Raw genomic sequence first — 19,485 nt, forward strand, 5'->3', positions numbered from 1 at the left:
CGAAAAGTCGTTGACCGGCATCCCGGGCGCATCAATGATCAGCGTGTCGACAGCGTCCGAGAACAGCTGTCCGAATTCTTTCCACGTCCATGACGTGCGCCACCGCACGAAGCGGACAAGCCCGAGGGGAAAAGGCCGGCCTTGCCGCAGCACATCACCACAGAATTCCCATCCTCGTTCTCGCAGCGGCGGCTCTGGTTCCTGGCGCAGCTGCCCGGCGCGAGCGAGGCGTACCACATGCCGCTGGCGTACGAGGTGCGGGGACCGCTGGACCGTGACGCGCTGACCCGTGCGCTCGACCGGCTGGCCGACCGGCACGAAGCGCTGCGCACCCGCCTGGTCGCCGTGGCCGGTGAGGTCTTCCAGCGGATCGACCCGCCCGGCGGGGGATTCCCGCTGCGGGTGCACGACCTGGCCGGGCGGCCGGACGCGGAGGAGCGGCTCGCCGGCCTGCGCCGGGAGGAGGCCACCGCACCGTTCGATCTCGCCCGGGGCCCGCTGTTCCGCGGTCGGCTGGTGGTGCTGGCCGCGGACCGGCACGTCCTGCTGGTCACCGCCCACCACGTGGTGTCGGACGGCTGGTCGACCGGTGTCTTCGTCAGGGAACTCGGTGAACTGTACGGCGCGTTCAGCGCGGGCCGGGACGATCCGCTGCCGCCGCTGCCCGTGCGCTACGCCGACTGCGCGGCCCGGCAGCGGCGGCAGCTCTCCGCGGAGGCGGCGGCCCGGCAGGCCGCGTACTGGCGCGAAGCCCTGGCGGACGCGCCCGTCCTGCTCGACCTGCCGACCGACCGTCCGCGCCCGGCCGAGCAGGACCACCGGGGCGCACAGCTCCGCGTCGAGTTCGACGCGGAACTCACCGCCGCACTGCGGATGCTGAGCCGGCGCAACGGCAGCACGCTGTTCATGACCCTGCTGGCCGGGTGGGCCCTGGTGCTGTCCCGGTGGTCCGGTCAGACCGACGTGGTGATCGGCACGCCCACGGCCAACCGCGGCCGGGCCGAACTCGAAGGGCTGATCGGCTTCTTCGTCAACAGCCTGGCGCTGCGCGTCGACCTCTCCGGTGATCCGTCGGTGGCCGGGCTGCTGAAGCGGGTACGAGCAGTGACGCTGTCGGCGCTGACGCATCAGGACCTGCCGTTCGAGCAGGTGGTGGAGCTGGTCAAGCCGCCCCGCAGCGCGGCCCACACACCCTTGTTCCAAGTGATGTTCGCCTGGCAGAACACCGACGGCGGCCGGCCGGCTCTGCCGGACCTCGACGTGACACCGCTGGACACGCCCTGGGCCGGGGCCAAGTTCGACCTGGCCCTGTCACTGGCCGAGGAGGACGACCGCGTCGTCGGCACCCTGGACTACGCGTGCGCGCTGTTCGACCGGGAGACGGTCGAGCGGCACCTCCGGCACCTGCGGCGGGTGCTCACCCAGATGGCCGCCGATCCCGAACGAGAAATGTCCGCACTGGAGTTGCTGTCCGCGCGCGAGCGCGCACAGCTGCTGGAGGAGTGGAACGACACGGGGCACGAGGTCCCCGCCGTGCCCTTCCCCGCACTGTTCGAGGAGCGGGTGCGCAGGGCTCCCGAGGCGGTGGCGGTGGAGTTCGGTCCGGTCTCGCTGTCCTACGCGGAGCTGAACGCACGGGCGAACCGGCTGGCCCGGCACCTGGTCGGGCTGGGCGTGGGCCCGGAACGCGTGGTGGCGGTGGCCCTGCCCCGGTCGGTGCGGTGGCTGGTGGCGATCCTGGCGGTGCTGAAAGCCGGCGGCGCCTACCTGCCCGTCGACCCCGCCTACCCGGCCGACCGCATCGCGTACATGCTCGCCGACGCCACCCCGGCCTGCGTCCTCACCGACACGCCCACCGCCCACACCCTGCCCGACACGGACACCCCACTCCTCCTCTTGAACTCAGACGCCGTTGCTCCCGTGGACTCGGCGGGGGCGGTTGCCCCGGCCGACCCCGTGGGGGTGGTTGCCCCGGCCGGGCCGGCAGGGGCCGTTGCTTCGGCCGACTCGGCGGGAGCCGCCGTTCCTGCCGGGCCGGCGGGAGCCGCTGTTCCTGCCGGTCCGGAGCAGGTGCCGGGCCCGGTCGATGCGGTGGACGCGGGCGATCTGAGCGATGCCGAGCGCGGCGCCCCGCTCCGGCCGGCCTCGCCGGCGTACGTCATCTACACCTCCGGTTCGACCGGCCGGCCCAAGGGCGTGGTCGTCACCCACGCCGGCATCGCCGCCCTCTCGGCGAGCCAGATCGAGCGCCTGGCCGTCACCGCGGACAGCCGGGTGCTCCAGTTCGCCTCGCCGAGCTTCGACGCCGCCACCTGGGAGGTGTGCATGGCGCTGCTGTCCGGCGCGCGGCTGGTGATGGCCCCGACGGACGAACTGCTGCCGGGCGAGGGCCTGGCCGGGGTGCTGCGCCGGCACGCCGTCACCCATGCCACCCTGCCGCCCACCGCGCTGTCGGTGCTGTCCGACGACGCCCTGCCGGACGGGATGACCCTGGTCGTGGCGGGCGAGGCGTGTCCGCCGACCCTGGTCCGGCAGTGGTCGGCCGGCCGCCGCATGATCAACGCGTACGGCCCGACCGAGACCACGGTCTGCGCCACGATGAGCGCCCCGCTGGCCGGAGCCGTGACCCCGCCGATCGGCACGCCCGTGGCGGGGACCCGGGTCTACGTCCTCGACGCGCTCCTGCGGCCGGTCCCGACCGGATTCCGCGGCGAGCTGTACGTGGCCGGCGCGGGCCTGGCCCGCGGCTACCTCGGCCGCCCGGAGCTGACGGCGGAGCGTTTCGTCGCCGACCCCTACGGCCCGCCCGGTACCCGCATGTACCGCACCGGGGATCTGGCACGGTGGCGGGCCGACGGCCAGCTGGAGTTCGCCGGACGCGCCGACCATCAGGTGAAGGTGCGGGGCTTCCGCGTCGAACCCGGCGAGGTGGAGGCCGCGCTGCTGGCGCAGCCGGGCGTCCTCGAAGCCGCGGTACTGGCCGAGACCGACGCAACCGGCGGGACCCGCCTGATCGCCGGTGTCGCCCGGGACGAGGCCGCGCCCCGGCCGGCGAGCGAGTGGCGTGCCGCGCTCGCGCGCCGCCTGCCCGCCTACATGCTCCCCGAGCTGGTCGTCGAGGTGCCGCGGCTGCCGCAGACACCCAACGGCAAACTCGACCGCGAGGCGCTGCTGAAGCGGGCGCGGACGGCCGGGCCCGCCCAGGTCAACACCTCGACCCCGCGCGACCACATCGAGCTGGCGCTCTACGGCATCTGGAAGCGGCTGCTGCTCCACCCCGACATCGGCATCCGGGACGACTTCTTCGACCTCGGCGGGACGTCGATCTCCGCCGTCAAACTGGCCCACGCCGTCCGCGAGACGTTCGGCGAGCCGCTGCCCGTCCGCGACATCATGCTGCACCCGACCATCGAGGCACTCGGCGGCCGGCTGCGGCAGGGAGCCGGGGCCCAGCCGCCCGGCAACCTCATCGCCTTCCGCGAGGGCGACGGTCTCCGCCGCGTCGTGTGCGTCCACCCCGGCGGCGGTACGGCCTTCTGCTACCTGCCGCTGGCCAGGGCACTGCCGGAGGACTGCGGCGTCTACGGCGTGCAGTCCCCGGGACTGAACCCCGGTGAGACGTTCCTGCCCACGGTCGAGGCCATGGCGGACGCGTACCTCCGGCTCATCGAACCGCTGCTCGACGGACCGCTGTTGCTCACCGGCCTGTCCTTCGGCGGCCTGGTCGCCCATGAGATGGGACGCCGGCTGGCGCTGGCCGGGCACACCGAGCTGAGCGTGGTCCTCCTCGACACGCACGGCAGCGACGACGACGCCGCGGGCGACGCGACGCAGCCGGTGGAGATGGCCGAGTTCCGGGAGAAGCTGGTCCGGTTCAACGGCATGTACCCCGGTATCGAGGACGAGCAGATCGAGCGCTACTTCCGGGTCTACAACCACAACCGGGCGGCCGCGTACGCCTACCGGGCGCCGTCCACCCCGGCCCGGCTGGTCCTGTTGCAGGCCACACAGGGCCTCGGCGACTCCGCGGTGCGCACGGCCGGGGACTACTGGCGCCGCCGCGCCGGCTCCGGCCTGCGGGTGGAGCGACTGGCGTGCGACCACTGGGAGATTCTGGAACCCGCCGGGGTCCCGCGCGTGGCCGCGCTGCTCGGTTCCGAGCTGGACCGATGGCCGACGGACCGTCCGGTATCGAACGAGGGCCGGACCGGCCTGGCACGGAGAGCATGATGGAACCGACGTCCACCGCACGGACTCCGGCGACCGCGGAGGCCGTTCCGGCCGGCATCCGGGCCGTGGGACTGGCCGCCGGCGTGCTGGCCCAGGCCCGCCGCACCCCGCGCGCCGTCGCGGTAATCGACGGCGCGCGGCGCCTCGACTACGCCACGCTCGACGCCGCCAGTGCCGCCGTCGCCGACGCCCTGCGCCGCGGCGGCATCCGGCCCGGCCAGGCCGTGGCGGTCTGCCTGCCGCGGTCCTGGCACCTGGTCTGCGCCATGCTCGGCATCCTGCGCCTGGGCGGGGTGGTGGTACCGCTCGACGCGCAGAGCCCGCCCGAGCGGCGCGGGCACATCCTCACCGACTCGGCCTCCGTGGCACTGATCCACGCCGAGGAGCCGCCCGCCGGCCTGCCGGACGGCGTGGCACCGCTGCCGATCGCCCACCTGCTCCCCACCACCCCGGCCACCGCCGACGCCGCTGCGTCCGCTGCCGGTCCGGCGATCGCCGACGCCCCCACCTCCACCCCCGAGTCGGTCTCCTTCGTCTTCTACACCTCCGGCACCACCGGACGGCCCAAGGGCGTCGAAGTGCGCGACGCCGGGATCCTGCGGCTGGCGCGGCCCGGGTACCTCGACCTGCCCGAGGGAGCGCGCTACGCCTGCCTGTCCAACCCCGCCTTCGACGCCCTGAGTTTCGAGGTGTGGGTACCGCTGCTGACCGGCGGCTGCTGTGTGGTCTTCCGCGACGAGGTGGTGCAGACCCCCGACCTGCTCGCGGCCGAGCTGCTGCGTCACCGCATCGACACGCTCTTCATGACGGTGGCGCTGTTCAACGCGGTGGTCGACCGGGTCCCGGACTGCTTCGCCGGGACCGGCCAGGTGCTGGTCGGCGGTGAGCAGCTCAACGCCCCGCTGATCCGCCGCTGGTACCGGGACAACGCCACGAGCGCAACCCGCCTCCACAACGTGTACGGCCCCACCGAGGCCACCACCTTCGCCCTGTGCCACCCCATCCCGCGCGACTTCGACCGGGACGTGGTGCCCATCGGCCGGACGCTGCCGGGCACCGAGGCGCTCGTGGTGGCCGACGGCGCACGGCCGGCCGCCCCCGGCGAACTGGGCGAACTCCTCCTCGCCGGGGACGCGCTGGCGGCCGGCTACCGCAACCTGCCGGACGAGACCGCGCGCCGCTTCGTCCGCCTCGACTGGCACGACGGAGGGCGCACCCGCTACTACCGCACCGGTGACCTGGTCAGACGCGACGCCGACGGTCTCCTCGAGTACGCGGGGCGCGCCGACCGCCAGGTGAAGGTCCGCGGCTTCCGCATCGAGCCCGGCGAGCTGGAACGCCACATCCTGGCCCATCCGGCGGTCCGGCAGGCCCACGTCTGCACGCGCCGGGACGACAAGCAGGGCGTCAACGAGCTGCTGGCCTACCTGGTACCCGGGGCGGGCCTCGACTTCGACGAGTTCGACCGTCACCTGGCGGCCGGCCTGCCGCCGTACATGCGGCCGCACCGGATCCACCTGGTCGACCGACTGCCGCTGACCGCGAACGGCAAGATCGACCAAGCCGCCCTGCTGCGGCGCGACGACGGCCGGCCCTGGCGGCGCGCCGAGGGCACGGCCGCGACCGCCGGCGCCACCGCCGTGCAGCGCCAGGTGCTCGACCTGGCGAGCCAGGTGCTGGGCGTACCGGGCCTGCGCCTGGACGACCGCTGGATCCCCAGCGGCGGCGACTCGCTGAAGGCCCTGCGGCTGCGCTCCGAGGTGCGCCGGCTCTGGGGCTGCGAGCTGCCCCAGAGCCTGGTCCTGCGGGCGGACCTCGCGGAACTGGCCGCCGCCGTCGAGGCCGGACAAGGCACGGACCGCTCGCCGTACCCGGCGCCGCCCGTCCCGGCGGGCGCCCGCTCCGCGCCGGCCACCTCCGAGCAGCAGCGGCTCTGGCTGCTGCAGCAGCGGGATCCCCGGTCCCGCGCCTACGACGTCCGTCTGTCCTTCCGGATCCGCGGCACCGTCGACGGCACGGCGCTGCGCCGCGCCCTGCACCGGCTGGTGGCGCGCCATCCGGCGCTGCGCACCGCGTTCGAGGCCACCACCGGGGGACTGCGCCAGGTGGTGGGTGAGCCGTACGACCCGTGGACGCAGCCGCCCGCGGACCTCGGCGACGACGCGAAGAGCCCCGGCGACCACGCCCGCCGCTTCTTCGCCACGCCGTTCGACCTGGCCCGGCCACGCCTGCTGCGGGCGAGCTGGCTCCCGGACGGCGAGGGCGGCACGCTGCTGCTGCACCTGCACCACATCGCGGTCGACGGCTGGTCGCTCAACGTACTCTTCCGCGACCTCTCCCAGGAGTACGCGGCCGTGCCGCGCGCGGACGACTGCACACCCGCGGCAGCGCCGACACCGCTCGACTTCGCCGCCTGGCAGACCGACTGGTTCACCCGGCAGGACTACCGGAGCCGACGAGCCGAACTGCGGGCCCACTACGCCCGGGCGGAGGAGGAAGCGGAGCAGACGGCGGTCGCGGCGCCGTGGGAACCGGTCCGGCCCGCGGCCGGCGCCCCGGCGCGACTGCTGCGCACGGTCCTCGACCCGGTGCGCCGTTCAACGCTGGACCGGCTCTGCTCCGAACTGGGACTGACCCGTTTCCAGCTGCTGCTCGGCGTCTTCGCGTGGAGTCTGTACGGCGTCACCGGCGGCTCCCGGCTGCGGCTCGCGAGCCCGGTCGCCAACCGTCCGGTGCAGGAGTTCGAAGACAGCGTCGGCATGTTCGCCAACACGGTGCTGCTGCCCCTGCGGGTCGCGCCCCGCGAGACGCTCCGCGCCGAGCTGCTGCGGTACGCCGCCGCCGCACAGGCCGTACTGGACCGGCAGGACGTGGCCCTCGCCGACGTACTGGCCGACCGGGACGCCCACGACGACGGCACGCCGTTCGACTTCCTGTTCGTCCTGGAGAACACCGACTTCTCCGCCCTGGCACTGCCGGACTGCGACACCCGACCCGCATGGCCGGCACCGGACCACGCCAAGTGCCCGCTGACACTGTCGGTGGTCGAGCACGCGGACGGCTTCGACTGCCTGTGGGAGTACGCCGACGGCCACTTCGGCACCGCGGAGGTGCAGGCGATGGCCGACCTCTTCCGGGACGGGCTTGACCGGCTGGCCGCAGCGCGGGACACCACCCTCGTCCACCTGGTGACGCCGTACCGCGACAGCCTTCCCGACCCCGGCCGCGGCGCCCCGGCGCCACAGACCGGCGCCGGCGTGGCCGAGGCCTTCGCCCGTCAGGTCCGCCGCACGCCCACCGCCCCCGCACTCGCGGCCGGTGACCGCACCCTCAGCTACGCCCGGCTCGACGCCCACGCCGCCGCACTGGCCGCCGAACTCCTGGAGCGGTTCCCGTCGCCGCCCGCGGACGACGACCGCCCGCGCAGCATCGCGCTCCACCTCGAACCCTCCGTCGAACACGTGGTGGCGCTGCTCGCCCTGGCACGCCTCGACATCACCGCCGTACCGCTCGACCCCGGCTACCCACCGGCCCTGCTGCGCCAGATCCTGGACCAGGCGCGGCCGTTGTGCGTCCTGGTCCCGCCGGGCGGCGAGGCCGCGCTCGACGGGATCGCCCCGCCGCAGCTGCCCCGCCACCCCGTCCTGCTGTCGACCGCCGCCGCGCCCGCGCTGCCGCCGCACCCGCGTCGACGGCCGCTGTACACGCTGTTCACCTCCGGCTCCACCGGCACGCCCAAGGGCGTGCAGGTCTCCGACCGCACCCTGTGCAACCTCCTCCAGTGGCAGAGCGCATCCGGTGGCCTGGCCGCGCCCGCCGTCACCCAGCAGTTCTCCATGCTCTCCTTCGACGTCTCCTTCCAGGAGATCTTCGGCACCCTGTGCGGCGGCGGCTGTCTGCACCTGGTCCAGCCCGGCTGGCGGCAGGACCCGCCCGCACTGCTGGCCCAGCTGGAATCGGCCGGCGTGGAACGCGTCTTCATGCCCTACGTCGCGCTGCAACTCCTCGCCGAGCACGCCGTCCACCTCGGCCGCTATCCGTCGAGGCTGCGGGAAGTGATCACCGCCGGCGAGCAGTTGCTGTGCACGGACGCCATCCGCCGCTGGTTCGCCGGGATGCCCGGCGCACGCCTGTTCAACCACTACGGCCCGACCGAGACCCACGTCGTCAGCGCCCTCTGCCTGGACGGCGACCCGGCGCACTGGCCGGAACGCCCGGCGATCGGCCGCCCCGTGGCCAACGCCCTGCTCCGCGTGGTCGACGAGGCCGACCAGCCCGTACCACCGGGACGCCCCGGCCGGCTGCTGATCGGCGGGCCGATGGCCGCGCCCTGCTACCTGGGCGATGCCGGACTCAACCGCACCCGCTTCGTGGAACTCCCCGGCCTCGGGCTGTTCTACCGCACGGGCGACCTGGCCCGGTTCGACCACGAAGGGCTCCTGCACTACCTCGGCCGCGACGACCAGCAGATCAAACTCAGCGGCCACCGGCTGGAACTCGGCCAGGTCGAGGCCGCGCTGCTGCGCCACCCGGACGTCGTCAACGCCGTCGTGGTACGGGACGGCGAGCAGCTGACGGCCTGCCTCCAGTGCCGCGACGCGTCGCCCTCCCCGGAGGAACTGACCGGCCACCTGGCACCGCTGCTGCCGCCCTACATACGGATCCAGCGCTTCCGCCGGCTGGCGGCGCTGCCCCGCACACCCAGCGGCAAGCTGGACCGACGCCGGGCGCTCACCGCGCCCGGCGAGGAGCTGACCCCGCGCCCCGCCGCCGCGTCCCGCCCTGCCTCGCTGGAGGCGCGCCTGGCCGACCTGTTCGAGGCCGTGACCGGCACACCCGTCCAGCCCGACCAGCGCTTCTTCGACGCGGGAGCCTCCAGCCTCGACCTGATGCGCTTCCACCTGCGCTGCACCACGGAACTGCGGCTGCCGCTGACCGTCGCCGACCTGTTCGAGCACGTCACCGTCCGCCGCCTGGCCCACTTCCTCGGTACCGCGCCGGACCGCCCGACGGCCACCACCACGGCGGACCGGCCCCCGGCCGTCACCACGGCGGACCGCCCGACGGACGATCCGGCAGCGGGGACCCGGACGCCGGCGGCCGACGAGCCGATCGCCGTCATCGGCATGGCGGTACGGCTGCCCGGCGCCGACGACCTGGCCGCCTTCTGGCAGATGGTGCGCACCGGCGGCAGCGGCATCGAGCACTTCGACGCGGCGGACGGACTGGTCGGCGCCCGCAGCCAGATGGCCGGACTGCTGGCCTTCGACCCGGAGCACTTCGGCATCAGCCGGGGCGACGCGCGCCTGATGGACCCGCAGCAACGCCATCTGCTGATGAGCTGCGTCCAGGCGCTCGCCCACGCCGGTATCGCCGACCCGGCCGGGCAGCACGTCGGCCTGATCGCGGCCTGCGGAGAGAACACCTACTTCCAGTCCATCCTGCGAGACGCCGATCCGGCGCACCTGCCCGATGGCTTCCGGATGGCCCTGCACCACGAGAAGGACTTCCTCGCCACCAAGGCGGCCTACCACCTGGGCCTGACCGGACCGGCGTTCACCGTGCAGGCGGCCTGCGCCAGCTCCCTGGTGGCCGTCCACCTCGCGGCCGGCCTGCTGCGCCAGGGCGACGCCGAGGTGATGCTGGCCGGGGGAGTGCTCGTCGACACCCTGCTGACCGACGGCTACGCCTACCAGCCGCAGCACATCTTCTCCCCGGACGGACACTGCCGGCCCTTCAGCGACGACGCCGGCGGCACCATCGGCGCCAGCGGTGCCGGTGTGGTGGTGCTCAAACCCCTGCGGCTCGCGGTGCGCGACGGCGACACCGTCTACGCGGTGGTCACCGGCTCGGCCCTCAACAACGACGGCGCCGGCAAGCTCGGCTACAGCGCCCCGTCGCTGGCCGGCCAGCGCGAGGTGATCCGGACCGCTCTGCGGCGCGCCGGGCGCACCGGCGCCGACGTCGGCTACGTCGAAGCGCACGGCACCGGCACCCAGCTGGGCGACCCGGTCGAGGTGGGCGCGCTGCGCCAGGCACTGGACCTCGGTCCGTCGGACAGCTGCGCACTGGCATCGGTGAAGAGCCAGATCGGCCATCTGGGCGCCGCGGCCGGGGTGGTGGGACTGGTGCGGGCCGCCCTGGCGGTCCATCACGGCGTGCTCCCGCCCAACGTCGGCTTCCGGCGCGCCAACCCGCGGATCGGCGACCTCACGCCGTTCCGGATCTCCGCCGAGGCCCGGCCGTGGTCGGCGGACCGGCCGCGGGTGGCCGCCGTGAGCAGCTTCGGCATCGGCGGCACCAACGCCCACCTGCTGCTGGAGGAGGCCCGGACCCTGACCGCGCCCACCACCGCCGTGCCCTGTCTGCTGCTGTCCAGCAGCAGCGCGGAGGGCCTGCGCACCGACGCCTCCCGGATCGCCGACTACCTCCAGGCCCGGCCCGAGACCTACGACCAGGTGCTGCGGCACCTCCAGGCCGGACGTCCCGCGCACCGCTGGCGGCTGGCGGCGGCCTGCCCGGACGCCGCCACCGCGGTGACCTGGCTGCGTACGGCGGCCGGCACCGAGGTGGTACCGGGCGAGGAGAGCCTTCCCGCCGCGGACCGCACTGCCCGGGAACTGGCCGACGCCTGGCTGGCGGGGCGGACGATCCACTGGCCGGCCGGCCCGGCGCAGGCCCCCTGGGACTTCCCGCCACCCGCCTTCCGACTGACCGACTACGACTTCGAACGCGCCCCTTCCGCCCCCGCGTCGGCGGCTTCCGGTCCCGTGCCTCCGGGCTCCGTGTCCGCGCCGGCGGCTTCCGGGTCCGTGCCGATGGTCTTTGTTCCCGGGTCGGCGGGCTCCGCACCCGTGCCCGCGGCGTCCGTCCCCGGGTCGGCGGGCTCCGTATCCGTGCCCGCGGCGTCCGTGCCCATGTCGGCGGTCTCCGCACCCGCGTCGGCGGCTTCCGGTCCCGTGCCTGCGGGCTCCGTATCCGCGTCGGTGGCTTCCGTTGCCGCGTCGGTGGTCTCCGCACCCGCCCACGGGGTCCCCGCCCCCGCGGTCTCCGACGGCCCGCAGCGGCTGCCCGAAGCCGAGTGGCTGTACCAGCCGCACTGGGTGCGGCTGCGCCGGGCCCTGCCCGCTGCTCCCGCGGTGGCCGCGCGCGGTCTGCTGGTGGTGATGGCGGCCGAGCCGTTGCCCGAGGACGCGGTGCGGCCCCTTCGGGCGGCCTACGCCAGGGTGGTACGGGTCTGCGCCGCGGACGCCTTCGCCCGGCTGGCCGACGACGTCTACCAGGTCGATCCGGCCGACCCCGACTCGCTGGGCCTGTTCCTCGACACGTTGGCCGACGACGCCCGGACAGGCGTCGACTGGCTGCACGCACTGCCCCTGGCGGTCGACGGGGCGGTGAGCGAGGAGTCGCTCGCCCAGGCCCACTGGGCCTGCGTCGACACCCCGGCCGCACTCATCCGGGCGGTAGCCGGCCGGACGGCGCAGGGGCCGCTGCGCGCCTTCTGGCTCTCCCACCGGGCCCAGCCCGTGGAAGGCGGCGTCGACCGCCCGGAACTCGGCCTCCTGGCCGGCGCCTGTGAAGTGGCGCGCCAGGAACGCGCCGTCGCCGGCCGCTGGCTGGACCTGCCCACAGCCGACCTCGCCGACTGGGCAGCACTGCTGGCACCGGTCCTGGCGGAGGCGGAACCCCCCGCCCCGGAGCAGTGCCGGCTGGCGCTGCGGCAGGGCTACTGGTGGCAGCAGACCCTGCTGCCGGTCACCGCGCCCGCCGGACCGGCCGCGGTCCCGGTCGCGCAGGACGGCGTCCAGCTGATCCTGGGCGGCACGGGCGGCATCGGCGGCACCATCGCGGCCTGGCTGCTGGAGCGGACCGACTGCCGGGTGATCCTGGTGGCCCGGCGGCCGTCCCTGCCGGCCGCCTTGGCGCCCTGGGCGGACCGCGTCCGGATGGTCGGGGCCGACCTGGCCGAGCAGTCGCCCCGGGCGGTGCTGGCGCTGATCGAGCGGTACACCGACCGGGTCGACGGCGTGGTCCACGCCGCCGGCGTGGCGGCCGGAGGCCTCATCGTCCGGCGCGACGGCGCCGCCATGCGCCGGGCCACCGCCGCCAAGCTGAACGGCGCCCTGCTGATCGAGTCCCTGATCGAGCGCTACCGGCCGGAGTTCGCCGCGTACTGCTCGTCCATGGCGGCCCTGTTCGGCGGCGTCGGGCAGCTCGACTACGCCGCGGCGAGCGGTCTGCTGGACGGCTTCGCCCGCCACCGGGCCACTCCGGCGGAGACCACGCTGCGGCTCGGCATCGACTGGGACATCTGGCGCGAGGCCGGGATGGCCCGGGAGGCGCTGCGGTCGGACGCCCGTCACCAGGCGCACCTGGCGGTCGGCCTCGGCGTAGCGGAGGGCCGCCGGGTGTTCGAACGGGCCCTGCGGTTGCAACTGCCGCAGCTCCTGGTGTCCACCACCCCTCCGGAACAGGCCCGCGGTTTCTACGAGGCCCCCGCCGAAGCACCGGTCCCCACGGAAGCACCGGCCCCCGCTCCGGCGGAAGCCGCCGCCCGGCCGGAAGCGACCCTCCGGCCCGCCGAACGGCTCACGGAGCACCTGTGCCACTGGCTGGGCCTGGCGGAACTGGACCCGGACGCGTCCCTCTACGACCTGGGCGCCGACTCACTGACCCTGCTCGACCTGATCAGCGAGGTGAAACGGCACTTCGGCATCGACCTCGAACTCTCCCGGATGAGCCACCGGGTCAGCCTGACGGAGGTGTTGTCGCTGCTCGGCGAACCAACGCAGGCCGAACCGGCTGAACCCCGAGCGGCCACCGGCCACCCCGTATCCCTGGAAGTGTGGCAGGACGGCACGGGACGCGACGTGCTGTGCCTGGTCCACCCCGTCGGCGGCGACATCCAGGCCTACCGGGCCCTGGTGTCGTCGCTCGACCCGCGCCTCACCGTCTGCCTGATCGCCGATCCCGCCCTGCACCGCACCGCGCCACCGTGGTCCCTGGCGGAACGGGCCCGGCACTACCAGGCCGCCCTGCGCGGCCGCTTCCCGCACGGCGCGTGGCGCCTGCACCTGGCCGGCTGGTCCTTCGGCGCCTGGGTGGCGCTGGAGATGGCAGCCCAGGCGGAGACGGCCGGCCGGGCGGCGGACGGCCTGTTCCTCATCGACCCGCCGCCGCCCGGTGCCGGGCCGCGCTTCGCGGACTACGACGAAGCGCGGATCGACGCCGTCTTCGCCCACGAGCTGGGCACGGGCGGCACGGGCGGCACGAACGCGGCGACGGGGCAGGCGGCGCGGGACTACGCCGAGCGGCTGGCGCGCCGCTGCCGGGCCAACCTCGCGAGCATGGCGGAGTACGAGCCGCCGCGTCTGTCCGGCACACCCAGCCGGCTCTGGCTGGCGGCCCGCCCGCCGGTCGACCTGCCCGCGCTCGGCTCTCCCGACGAGCAACTGGACCTGTGGCGGGCACATCTGCCCCGGCCGGCGCACTGCCGCGTCCTGGACACCGACCACTACGGCATCGTCCGGCCGCCCCAGGTCCGGACGATCGCCGAGGACATCAACGCGGCGGCGACAGCCGTCCCCGACCACCGCTGACGCGCCCCCGGAAGGAATCCGAGGCCACCGCCGTGCACCCGCACCAGAATCCGTACCAGAATCCGTACCAGTCCCTGCCGCCCCGCTCGTTCTGGCGTTCCGCCGTGGCCGAGCCGGAGCCCTCCGCCATCGGGGACCTGTGGACCCCAACGTTCTCCCTCGGGCAGGACGATCCCGTCCTCACCGTCGGCTCCTGCTTCGCGCGCCACATCGGTCCCGCCCTGCTCGACCGGGGCATGAACTGGCGTGTCACCGAGCCCGCGCCGCCGGGACTCACCCCGGCCGAGCGGCAGCACCGCCAGTACGGCGTGTTCTCGTTCCGCACCGGCAACGTCTACACCGCCGCCGCGCTCCGGCAGTGGCTGTCCTGGGCGAGCGGCGAGACCGCCCCGCCCGACGAGGTCTGGCGCGAGGACGGCCGCTTCTTCGACCCGTTCCGCCCGTCGGTCGAACCGGGGGGACACGACTCGGCGGAGGCCGTGCTGTCCGCCCGCCGGACCACCCTGGCGGCCATCGGCGGTGCCCTCGCCACCGCCGGCTGCCTCATCGTCACCCTGGGCCTGACCGAGGCCTGGGAGAACCGTGCCACCGGCGCGGTCTACCAGGTCTGCCCCGGCACCGTGCGCGGCGCCTTCGACGCCCGGCGGCACGCCTTCCGCAACGCCGCCTTCGCCGACGTGCACCGCGACCTGTCGGCCGCCCTCGGGCTCGCCCGCGCCGCCAACCCGGCGCTGCGCATCGTGCTCACCGTCTCGCCCGTACCGCTGACCGCCACCGCCACCGGCGGCCACGCGCTCACCGCCACCACGTACTCCAAGGCCGTACTGCGGGCCGTCGCCGGTCAACTGGCCCTGGAACAGGACCACATCGACTACTTCCCCGCGTACGAGATCATCACCGGCCCGCCCTTCAAGGCGGCGTTCTTCGAGCCGAACCTGCGCACGGTCACACCGGACGGCGTCGCCTTCGTCATGCGCCAGTTCCTCGGCGCACTCGCCCGGCCCCCTGCCGCACCCCGCCCGGCCCCCGCCCCTGCCCCCGGCCCCGCTCGCGGAGAGGACGTCTGGTGCGATGACGCCGTACTCGACTACTACAGCCCCCGCTAGGTTCCTGCTGCTGGGCGACTCGCACGCCGGGCCGATCGGCCGGGCGGCGAAGGAGGCGGGCATCCCCTTCCACGGCGGCCCGCTCGGCGCCGGACGGGAGTTCACCGCCGAGTTCTTCGACAGCAGCGGGGACGACATCGTGTTCCGCAAACCCGAGGCGGACCGCTACTACCGCCGCTTCCTGGCCGAACTGGACATCACCGGCCTCGGCGCGCTGACCGTCCCGCTGGTGTCGACGCTCGGATTCAGCGCCCACTTCGTCGCCACCGCCGAGAACTGGCAGGTCTACCGGGTACGCGGCGCCTTCCCGCCGGGCTTCCTGTCGAGCCGGCTCTTCGACGACATCGTGCTGGCCATGTCCAGCGGAGCGCTGGCCTTCTACCGCCGGGTACGCGGACTCGGCCTGCGCACGCTCGCGGTGCTGCCGCCCCAGCGGGTCCCGGGCCACGCCGACGCCGAGGTCTTCCGGGCCGTGCAGGACACCCTCCGCCGAGCCGTTCTCCCGCTCGGGGTGGAGGTCGTCGACCTGCGCGAGCGGACCACCGACGCCGCGGGCCGGCAGCGCCCCGAACTGTGCGAGCCCGACGACGCCATCCACGGGAACCTGGCCTTCGGCCGGATGATCCTGGCCGATCTGCTGGCGCGCGGCCTGTGACCCGAACCGACCCACCCCCGCAGCAGGAAGAGCAGAAGGACATCATGGAGAAGTTCGTACTGGATGCGGTCGAGCGCATCACCACCAGGCCCCGAACGGTCTACGAAACGATCGGTACCGACCCGCTGACGCCGGTCGTCGGCGCCGAGGTGACCGGCGTCGACCTGTCCCGTGAACTGCCGGACCGGCAGCTGGCGGAGATCCGGCACGCCTTCCTCGAACACCACGTGCTCGTCTTCCGCGACCAGGTGCTGTCGCCCGAGGACCACAAGCGCTTCGCCGCCCACTTCGGTGAACTGCGCCCGCTGCCGGTGGCCGTCCCGGAGGGCCGCGACCCCTTCGTCCTGGAGATCAGCGCCGACAAGGACTCCACCGACGTCGACGGGCACGGCTGGCACGCCGACGGGACCTCCAACCCCGAACTGGCGCTCGGCTCGATGCTCCACATCACCCGCACCCCGGACATCGGCAGCGGCGGCGACACCCTGTTCGCCAACATGCACCTCGCCTACGAGATGCTGTCCCCGGCGATGAGGACCTTCCTGGACGGACTGACCGCCGTCCACGACGACGCCGTCGCCTGGCAGGGCCACACACCTCCGGACGGCTACGTCCTGCCCAGGAACGAACACCCGGTCGTGGTGCGCCACCCCGAGACCGGCCGCAAGCTGCTGTTCGTCAACCCCGCCTACACCTCGCACATCGTGCAGCTGTCCGGCGGCGAGAGCAAGGCGCTGCTCACCATGCTGTTCGACCTGGTCGCCCGCACGCCGATGCTGAGCTGCCGGGTCCGCTGGACGCCGGACACCCTGGTGTTCTGGGACAACCGCAGCGTCCAGCACCACGCAATCTGGGACTACTACCCGTACGCCCGTCAGGGCCGGCGGGTGGCCGTCAAGGGCCGGCGGCCCGAGGCGTGAGACCCGCGGGCGGGCGGGGCCACCGGGCCCCTCCCGCCCTCCCGGGTGCGTCAGGACGTCACCCGGGCCAGGCCGTCGAGGAGTCCGTCGGCCAGCCGCCGGTAAGCCCACCGGAGCCGCACCTCCCGCCCGTCCCCCTCGCCCGAGTTCCCGTCCCAGGCCCCGGCTCCGGCCCCGTCTCCGTCTCCGTCCTGGGCCGTCGTCCGTTCCCGGCCGGCCCAGGCGAGGGCGCATACGTGTACCTGGGCGAAGGGGAAGGTCTCCGCGTAGGCGTGCGCGTCGGCCGCGGCCCAGGCCGCCGCCGTGGCACCGGCGTTCGCCCGGGCATTGCCGTGGGCGAAGGACGCGGCGTTGGCGCCGGTGTTCGACTCGGCGTAGCCGCCCGCGAACTCGGCGGCCCGCTCGGCGCCGTAGCCGTGCGCGACGGCGTAGGCGTGGGCCCCGGCATACGCGTCGGCGAAGGCGTCGGCGTAGGCGTAGGCCAGGCGGTAGGCCACCCGCGACGCCGGTTCCAGCACCGCCTCCCACTCGGCCTCCGTGCTGCGCTCGCCCGCCAGCGCCCGCAGGTGCAGGTCCCGTACCGCCTCCTGCGGTCCCGGCGGCCGGCCCCGCCGCGCGCTCGCCTCCGCCAGCATCGGCGTGACGGTGCGGGCGTGCCAGTCGTGCACGACGGCGAACGGCACCCGCCCGTCCAGGCGCGCCAGCGCGTCGTGCAGACGCGGCGCCCAGTGCCTCGCCTCGGCGGCGTCCTGGCCGTCGTACAGCACGGCGGCCACCTGCCACAGCCAGCCCGGCAGACCGCCGGGACCGGACGCCGGACCCCCGTCGGCGCCGGGAGCGGTGGCGGCCATGCCGGCTTCGAGCCGGGCGAGGAACCGGTCGGACGACACGGCGGTGGCCCAGGGACGGCTCATACGGTTCTCCTGTCGGGGACGGCGCCGCCGCGCACGGACGCGGCGGCCGGGGTGTCGCAGGCCGCGCAGCCTAGGAAGGGCGGCGCACGGATTCCACCGACCGCGCACACCCTGCCCGAAGGGGCACGGTCCGTGCCCGCCCGGCGTGAACTGCCAGGTGACGCAAGGGGCAAGACGCGACCGTGGTGGACCGGCGGCCGGCGCGTTCCTAACGGTGGATCACCGGTCCCCGGGCGCACCGGCCGGTCGCGCACCCGCCCACGGCGGGGAGACCGCCCTCTCAGGGAGAAGCAAGCGCATGAGCGTCAACCAGACAGGACCGGAAGCCGACCCGCAGTCGACGGCGTCCACCCGTGCGGGCACGGCGAGGTCCGCAGGCCGGCACCGGGCCGCCCGCCCGGAAGCGGCCCGCACGTCCCCCGGGCAGGGCCGGCGGCAGCAGGCTCCGGCCTCCCGCTGATTGGCGCACTACCGGGGTCCGGGGCCGGAGATCGGGGAGGTGCTGGTGGAGCTCACCCACGACGAGCGGCAGCGCATATGCGCGTACGCGGTCGCGGCGCTTGCTTGTCGCGATGACCCGCGCTGCGTGGAGGCCGGACAGCGCATCGGCCCACTGGAGCCGGCATGGAGACATCGATACCTTGCCGCTGCTGGCCGTCTGGCGCTACCAGCGGCGTCAGGAGGAACGCAAGGGCGACGGCTGACCTCCGATAACGCTGGCCACCAGACGCGGGCGATGTGCTTATCAGCTCCGGGGCGGCGTGTTTGCACCGTTGTCGTACCGGCCTCGCTCAGGTCGGGCCCCTGTCCCGAGGTGTCGTGCGAGAGTCCACAAGATCGTGGATGCCGAGGGCGTAGCGGAAGGCCGGATGGAACCTCGACCGGCTCGGGTTCGACCTGGCCGGACAGCCGTTCGCCGCGACGGCCGACCCGGCCCGGTGCTGGACGGCCGCCGAGGCTGCACACCGCCGGAAGCGCGCGCCTATGAGCTGCGCGCCGACGGCGAACACGTCCGCACGGTGGAGGAGGTGATCGCCCAGGATGCGGTTGCGGTAACAGAGGCGGGCCGCAAGGCGCTGGAGCTGTTGGCCGCTGGCACCGAGACAGTCCCCGACGACCTCGCCGAAGCGCTGCCGAGGGCACGTACCCACACCACCGAAGCTCTGGACGAGTGGACGAACACACCAGTCAGTAACGGTGTTGGTGGAGTCGACAGGAGTCGTCATGAACACTGCAGTAATGGTCGAGGTCATGCTGCCGGGCAAGGTCGAGCCGGAGGCGCTTCAGGCGCGATACGGCGCCGTGCCGCCGGCCCGGGCCAGGCCGTCGTCCGCATGGAAGCCACCGGCGTCTCCTTCGCGGAGCAGCAGATGCGCTGCGGCCGCTACTACGACCAGCCGCCCATCCGGCTCGCGGCGGTTCGGTCGGCACCCGCGGAACCGCAGTTACCCGTGGTGCCGATAGGGCTACACCCCATACCGGAGGTGAGTGTGACGCAGGTCACGGGAAGTCGGTGTGGGGTGCCGGACAGCTCATTGAGGTGAGCACTGATATGCGTACCCGGGTACGGGCCGGGGAGTCGAGCGCGTTCGCTGAGCTTTTCGACAGCTATGGCCGCGCGGTCTACAACCATGCCTTCCGGCTGACCGCCGACTGGTCGGTGGCCGAGGACGTGATGGCGGCGACCTTCTTGGAGGCGTGGCGGCTTCGTGACAGGGTCGATCCGGAGGGCGGCTCCCTGCGGCCCTGGCTGCTGGGCATCGCCACCAACACGGCGCGTAACCAGTACCGGAGCAACCGGCGCTACCGGGCGGCGGCCAACGCCGCCGCGGCGGCCGAGTTGTCGGTGCCCGACCACGCCGACGAGGTGGCCGACCGGGTAGACGATCGGCAGCGCCTCGCCACGGCCCTGACCGCCCTGGCCGCGCTGCGCAGACCGGAGCGCGAGGTCATCACGCTCTGCCTGGGGGAGGGCCTGGACTACGAGGCCGCAGCCGGGGCCCTGGGGATTCCGGTCGGAACGGTGGCCTCCCGGCTCTCCCGGGCCCGTAAGAAGCTGCG

At 74.2% G+C, this 19,485-nt stretch carries 7 protein-coding genes and 1 pseudogene; 7 read left to right on the forward strand and 1 reads right to left on the reverse strand.

The window, feature by feature from the left end; genetic code table 11:
• Nucleotides 1-141 precede the first annotated feature (141 nt).
• From AB0F03_RS33715 to AB0F03_RS33735, 5 genes are read left to right on the forward strand one after another with little or no spacing between them, the layout of a single operon-like run.
• Nucleotides 142-4,230: an amino acid adenylation domain-containing protein gene (locus AB0F03_RS33715; protein WP_361999174.1), complete on the forward strand. Its 4,089-nt coding sequence runs from the start codon at nucleotides 142-144 to the stop codon at nucleotides 4,228-4,230.
• A complete protein-coding gene (locus AB0F03_RS33720; protein WP_361999177.1) occupies nucleotides 4,227-13,829 on the forward strand; it encodes an amino acid adenylation domain-containing protein in 9,603 nt (3,200 codons plus the stop codon). The genes AB0F03_RS33715 and AB0F03_RS33720 overlap by 4 nt, the downstream gene beginning before the upstream one ends.
• A 32-nt stretch (nucleotides 13,830-13,861) precedes the next feature.
• Complete coding sequence (locus tag AB0F03_RS33725; protein WP_361999179.1) at nucleotides 13,862-14,935, forward strand: GSCFA domain-containing protein; 1,074 nt, start codon at nucleotides 13,862-13,864, stop codon at nucleotides 14,933-14,935.
• Nucleotides 14,901-15,590 carry a hypothetical protein gene (locus AB0F03_RS33730; protein ID WP_361999182.1) on the forward strand — a complete coding sequence of 230 codons (690 nt, stop codon included), beginning with the start codon at nucleotides 14,901-14,903 and terminating at the stop codon, nucleotides 15,588-15,590. Before AB0F03_RS33725 ends, AB0F03_RS33730 begins: the two co-directional genes overlap by 35 nt.
• Nucleotides 15,591-15,634: 44 nt before the next feature.
• Entirely contained in the window at nucleotides 15,635-16,510 is an 876-nt protein-coding gene (locus tag AB0F03_RS33735; protein WP_361999197.1) for a TauD/TfdA family dioxygenase, read from the forward strand.
• Nucleotides 16,511-16,560: 50 nt separating this feature from the next.
• Here AB0F03_RS33735 and AB0F03_RS33740 read toward each other — a convergent pair whose 3' ends face one another.
• Nucleotides 16,561-17,424, reverse strand: coding sequence for a SpcZ (locus tag AB0F03_RS33740; protein ID WP_361999185.1), 864 nt, complete (start codon nucleotides 17,422-17,424; stop codon nucleotides 16,561-16,563).
• Nucleotides 17,425-18,648: 1,224 nt separating this feature from the next.
• Here AB0F03_RS33740 and AB0F03_RS33745 point away from each other — a divergent pair.
• Nucleotides 18,649-18,827 (forward strand): annotated as a pseudogene (locus tag AB0F03_RS33745) (NADPH:quinone reductase); the annotation flags it as partial.
• Between the two features lie 149 nt (nucleotides 18,828-18,976).
• Nucleotides 18,977-19,485, forward strand: a 509-nt coding sequence (locus AB0F03_RS33750; protein WP_361999187.1) for an RNA polymerase sigma factor, incomplete at its 3' end; no start/stop codon positions are given.

Source organism: Streptomyces sp. NPDC028722 (assembly GCF_040637655.1).
GTDB lineage: Bacteria > Actinomycetota > Actinomycetes > Streptomycetales > Streptomycetaceae > Streptomyces.

What these genes read in the sequence shown, in the direction of transcription:
- AB0F03_RS33730 (WP_361999182.1), top strand. Translation starts at nt 14,901, where the DNA reads ATGACGCCGTACTCGACTACTACAGCCCCCGCTAGGTTCCTGCTGCTG.
- AB0F03_RS33720 (WP_361999177.1), top strand. Translation starts at nt 4,227, where the DNA reads ATGATGGAACCGACGTCCACCGCACGGACTCCGGCGACCGCGGAGGCC.
- AB0F03_RS33740 (WP_361999185.1), bottom strand. Translation starts at nt 17,424, where the DNA reads ATGAGCCGTCCCTGGGCCACCGCCGTGTCGTCCGACCGGTTCCTCGCC.
- AB0F03_RS33735 (WP_361999197.1), top strand. Translation starts at nt 15,635, where the DNA reads ATGGAGAAGTTCGTACTGGATGCGGTCGAGCGCATCACCACCAGGCCC.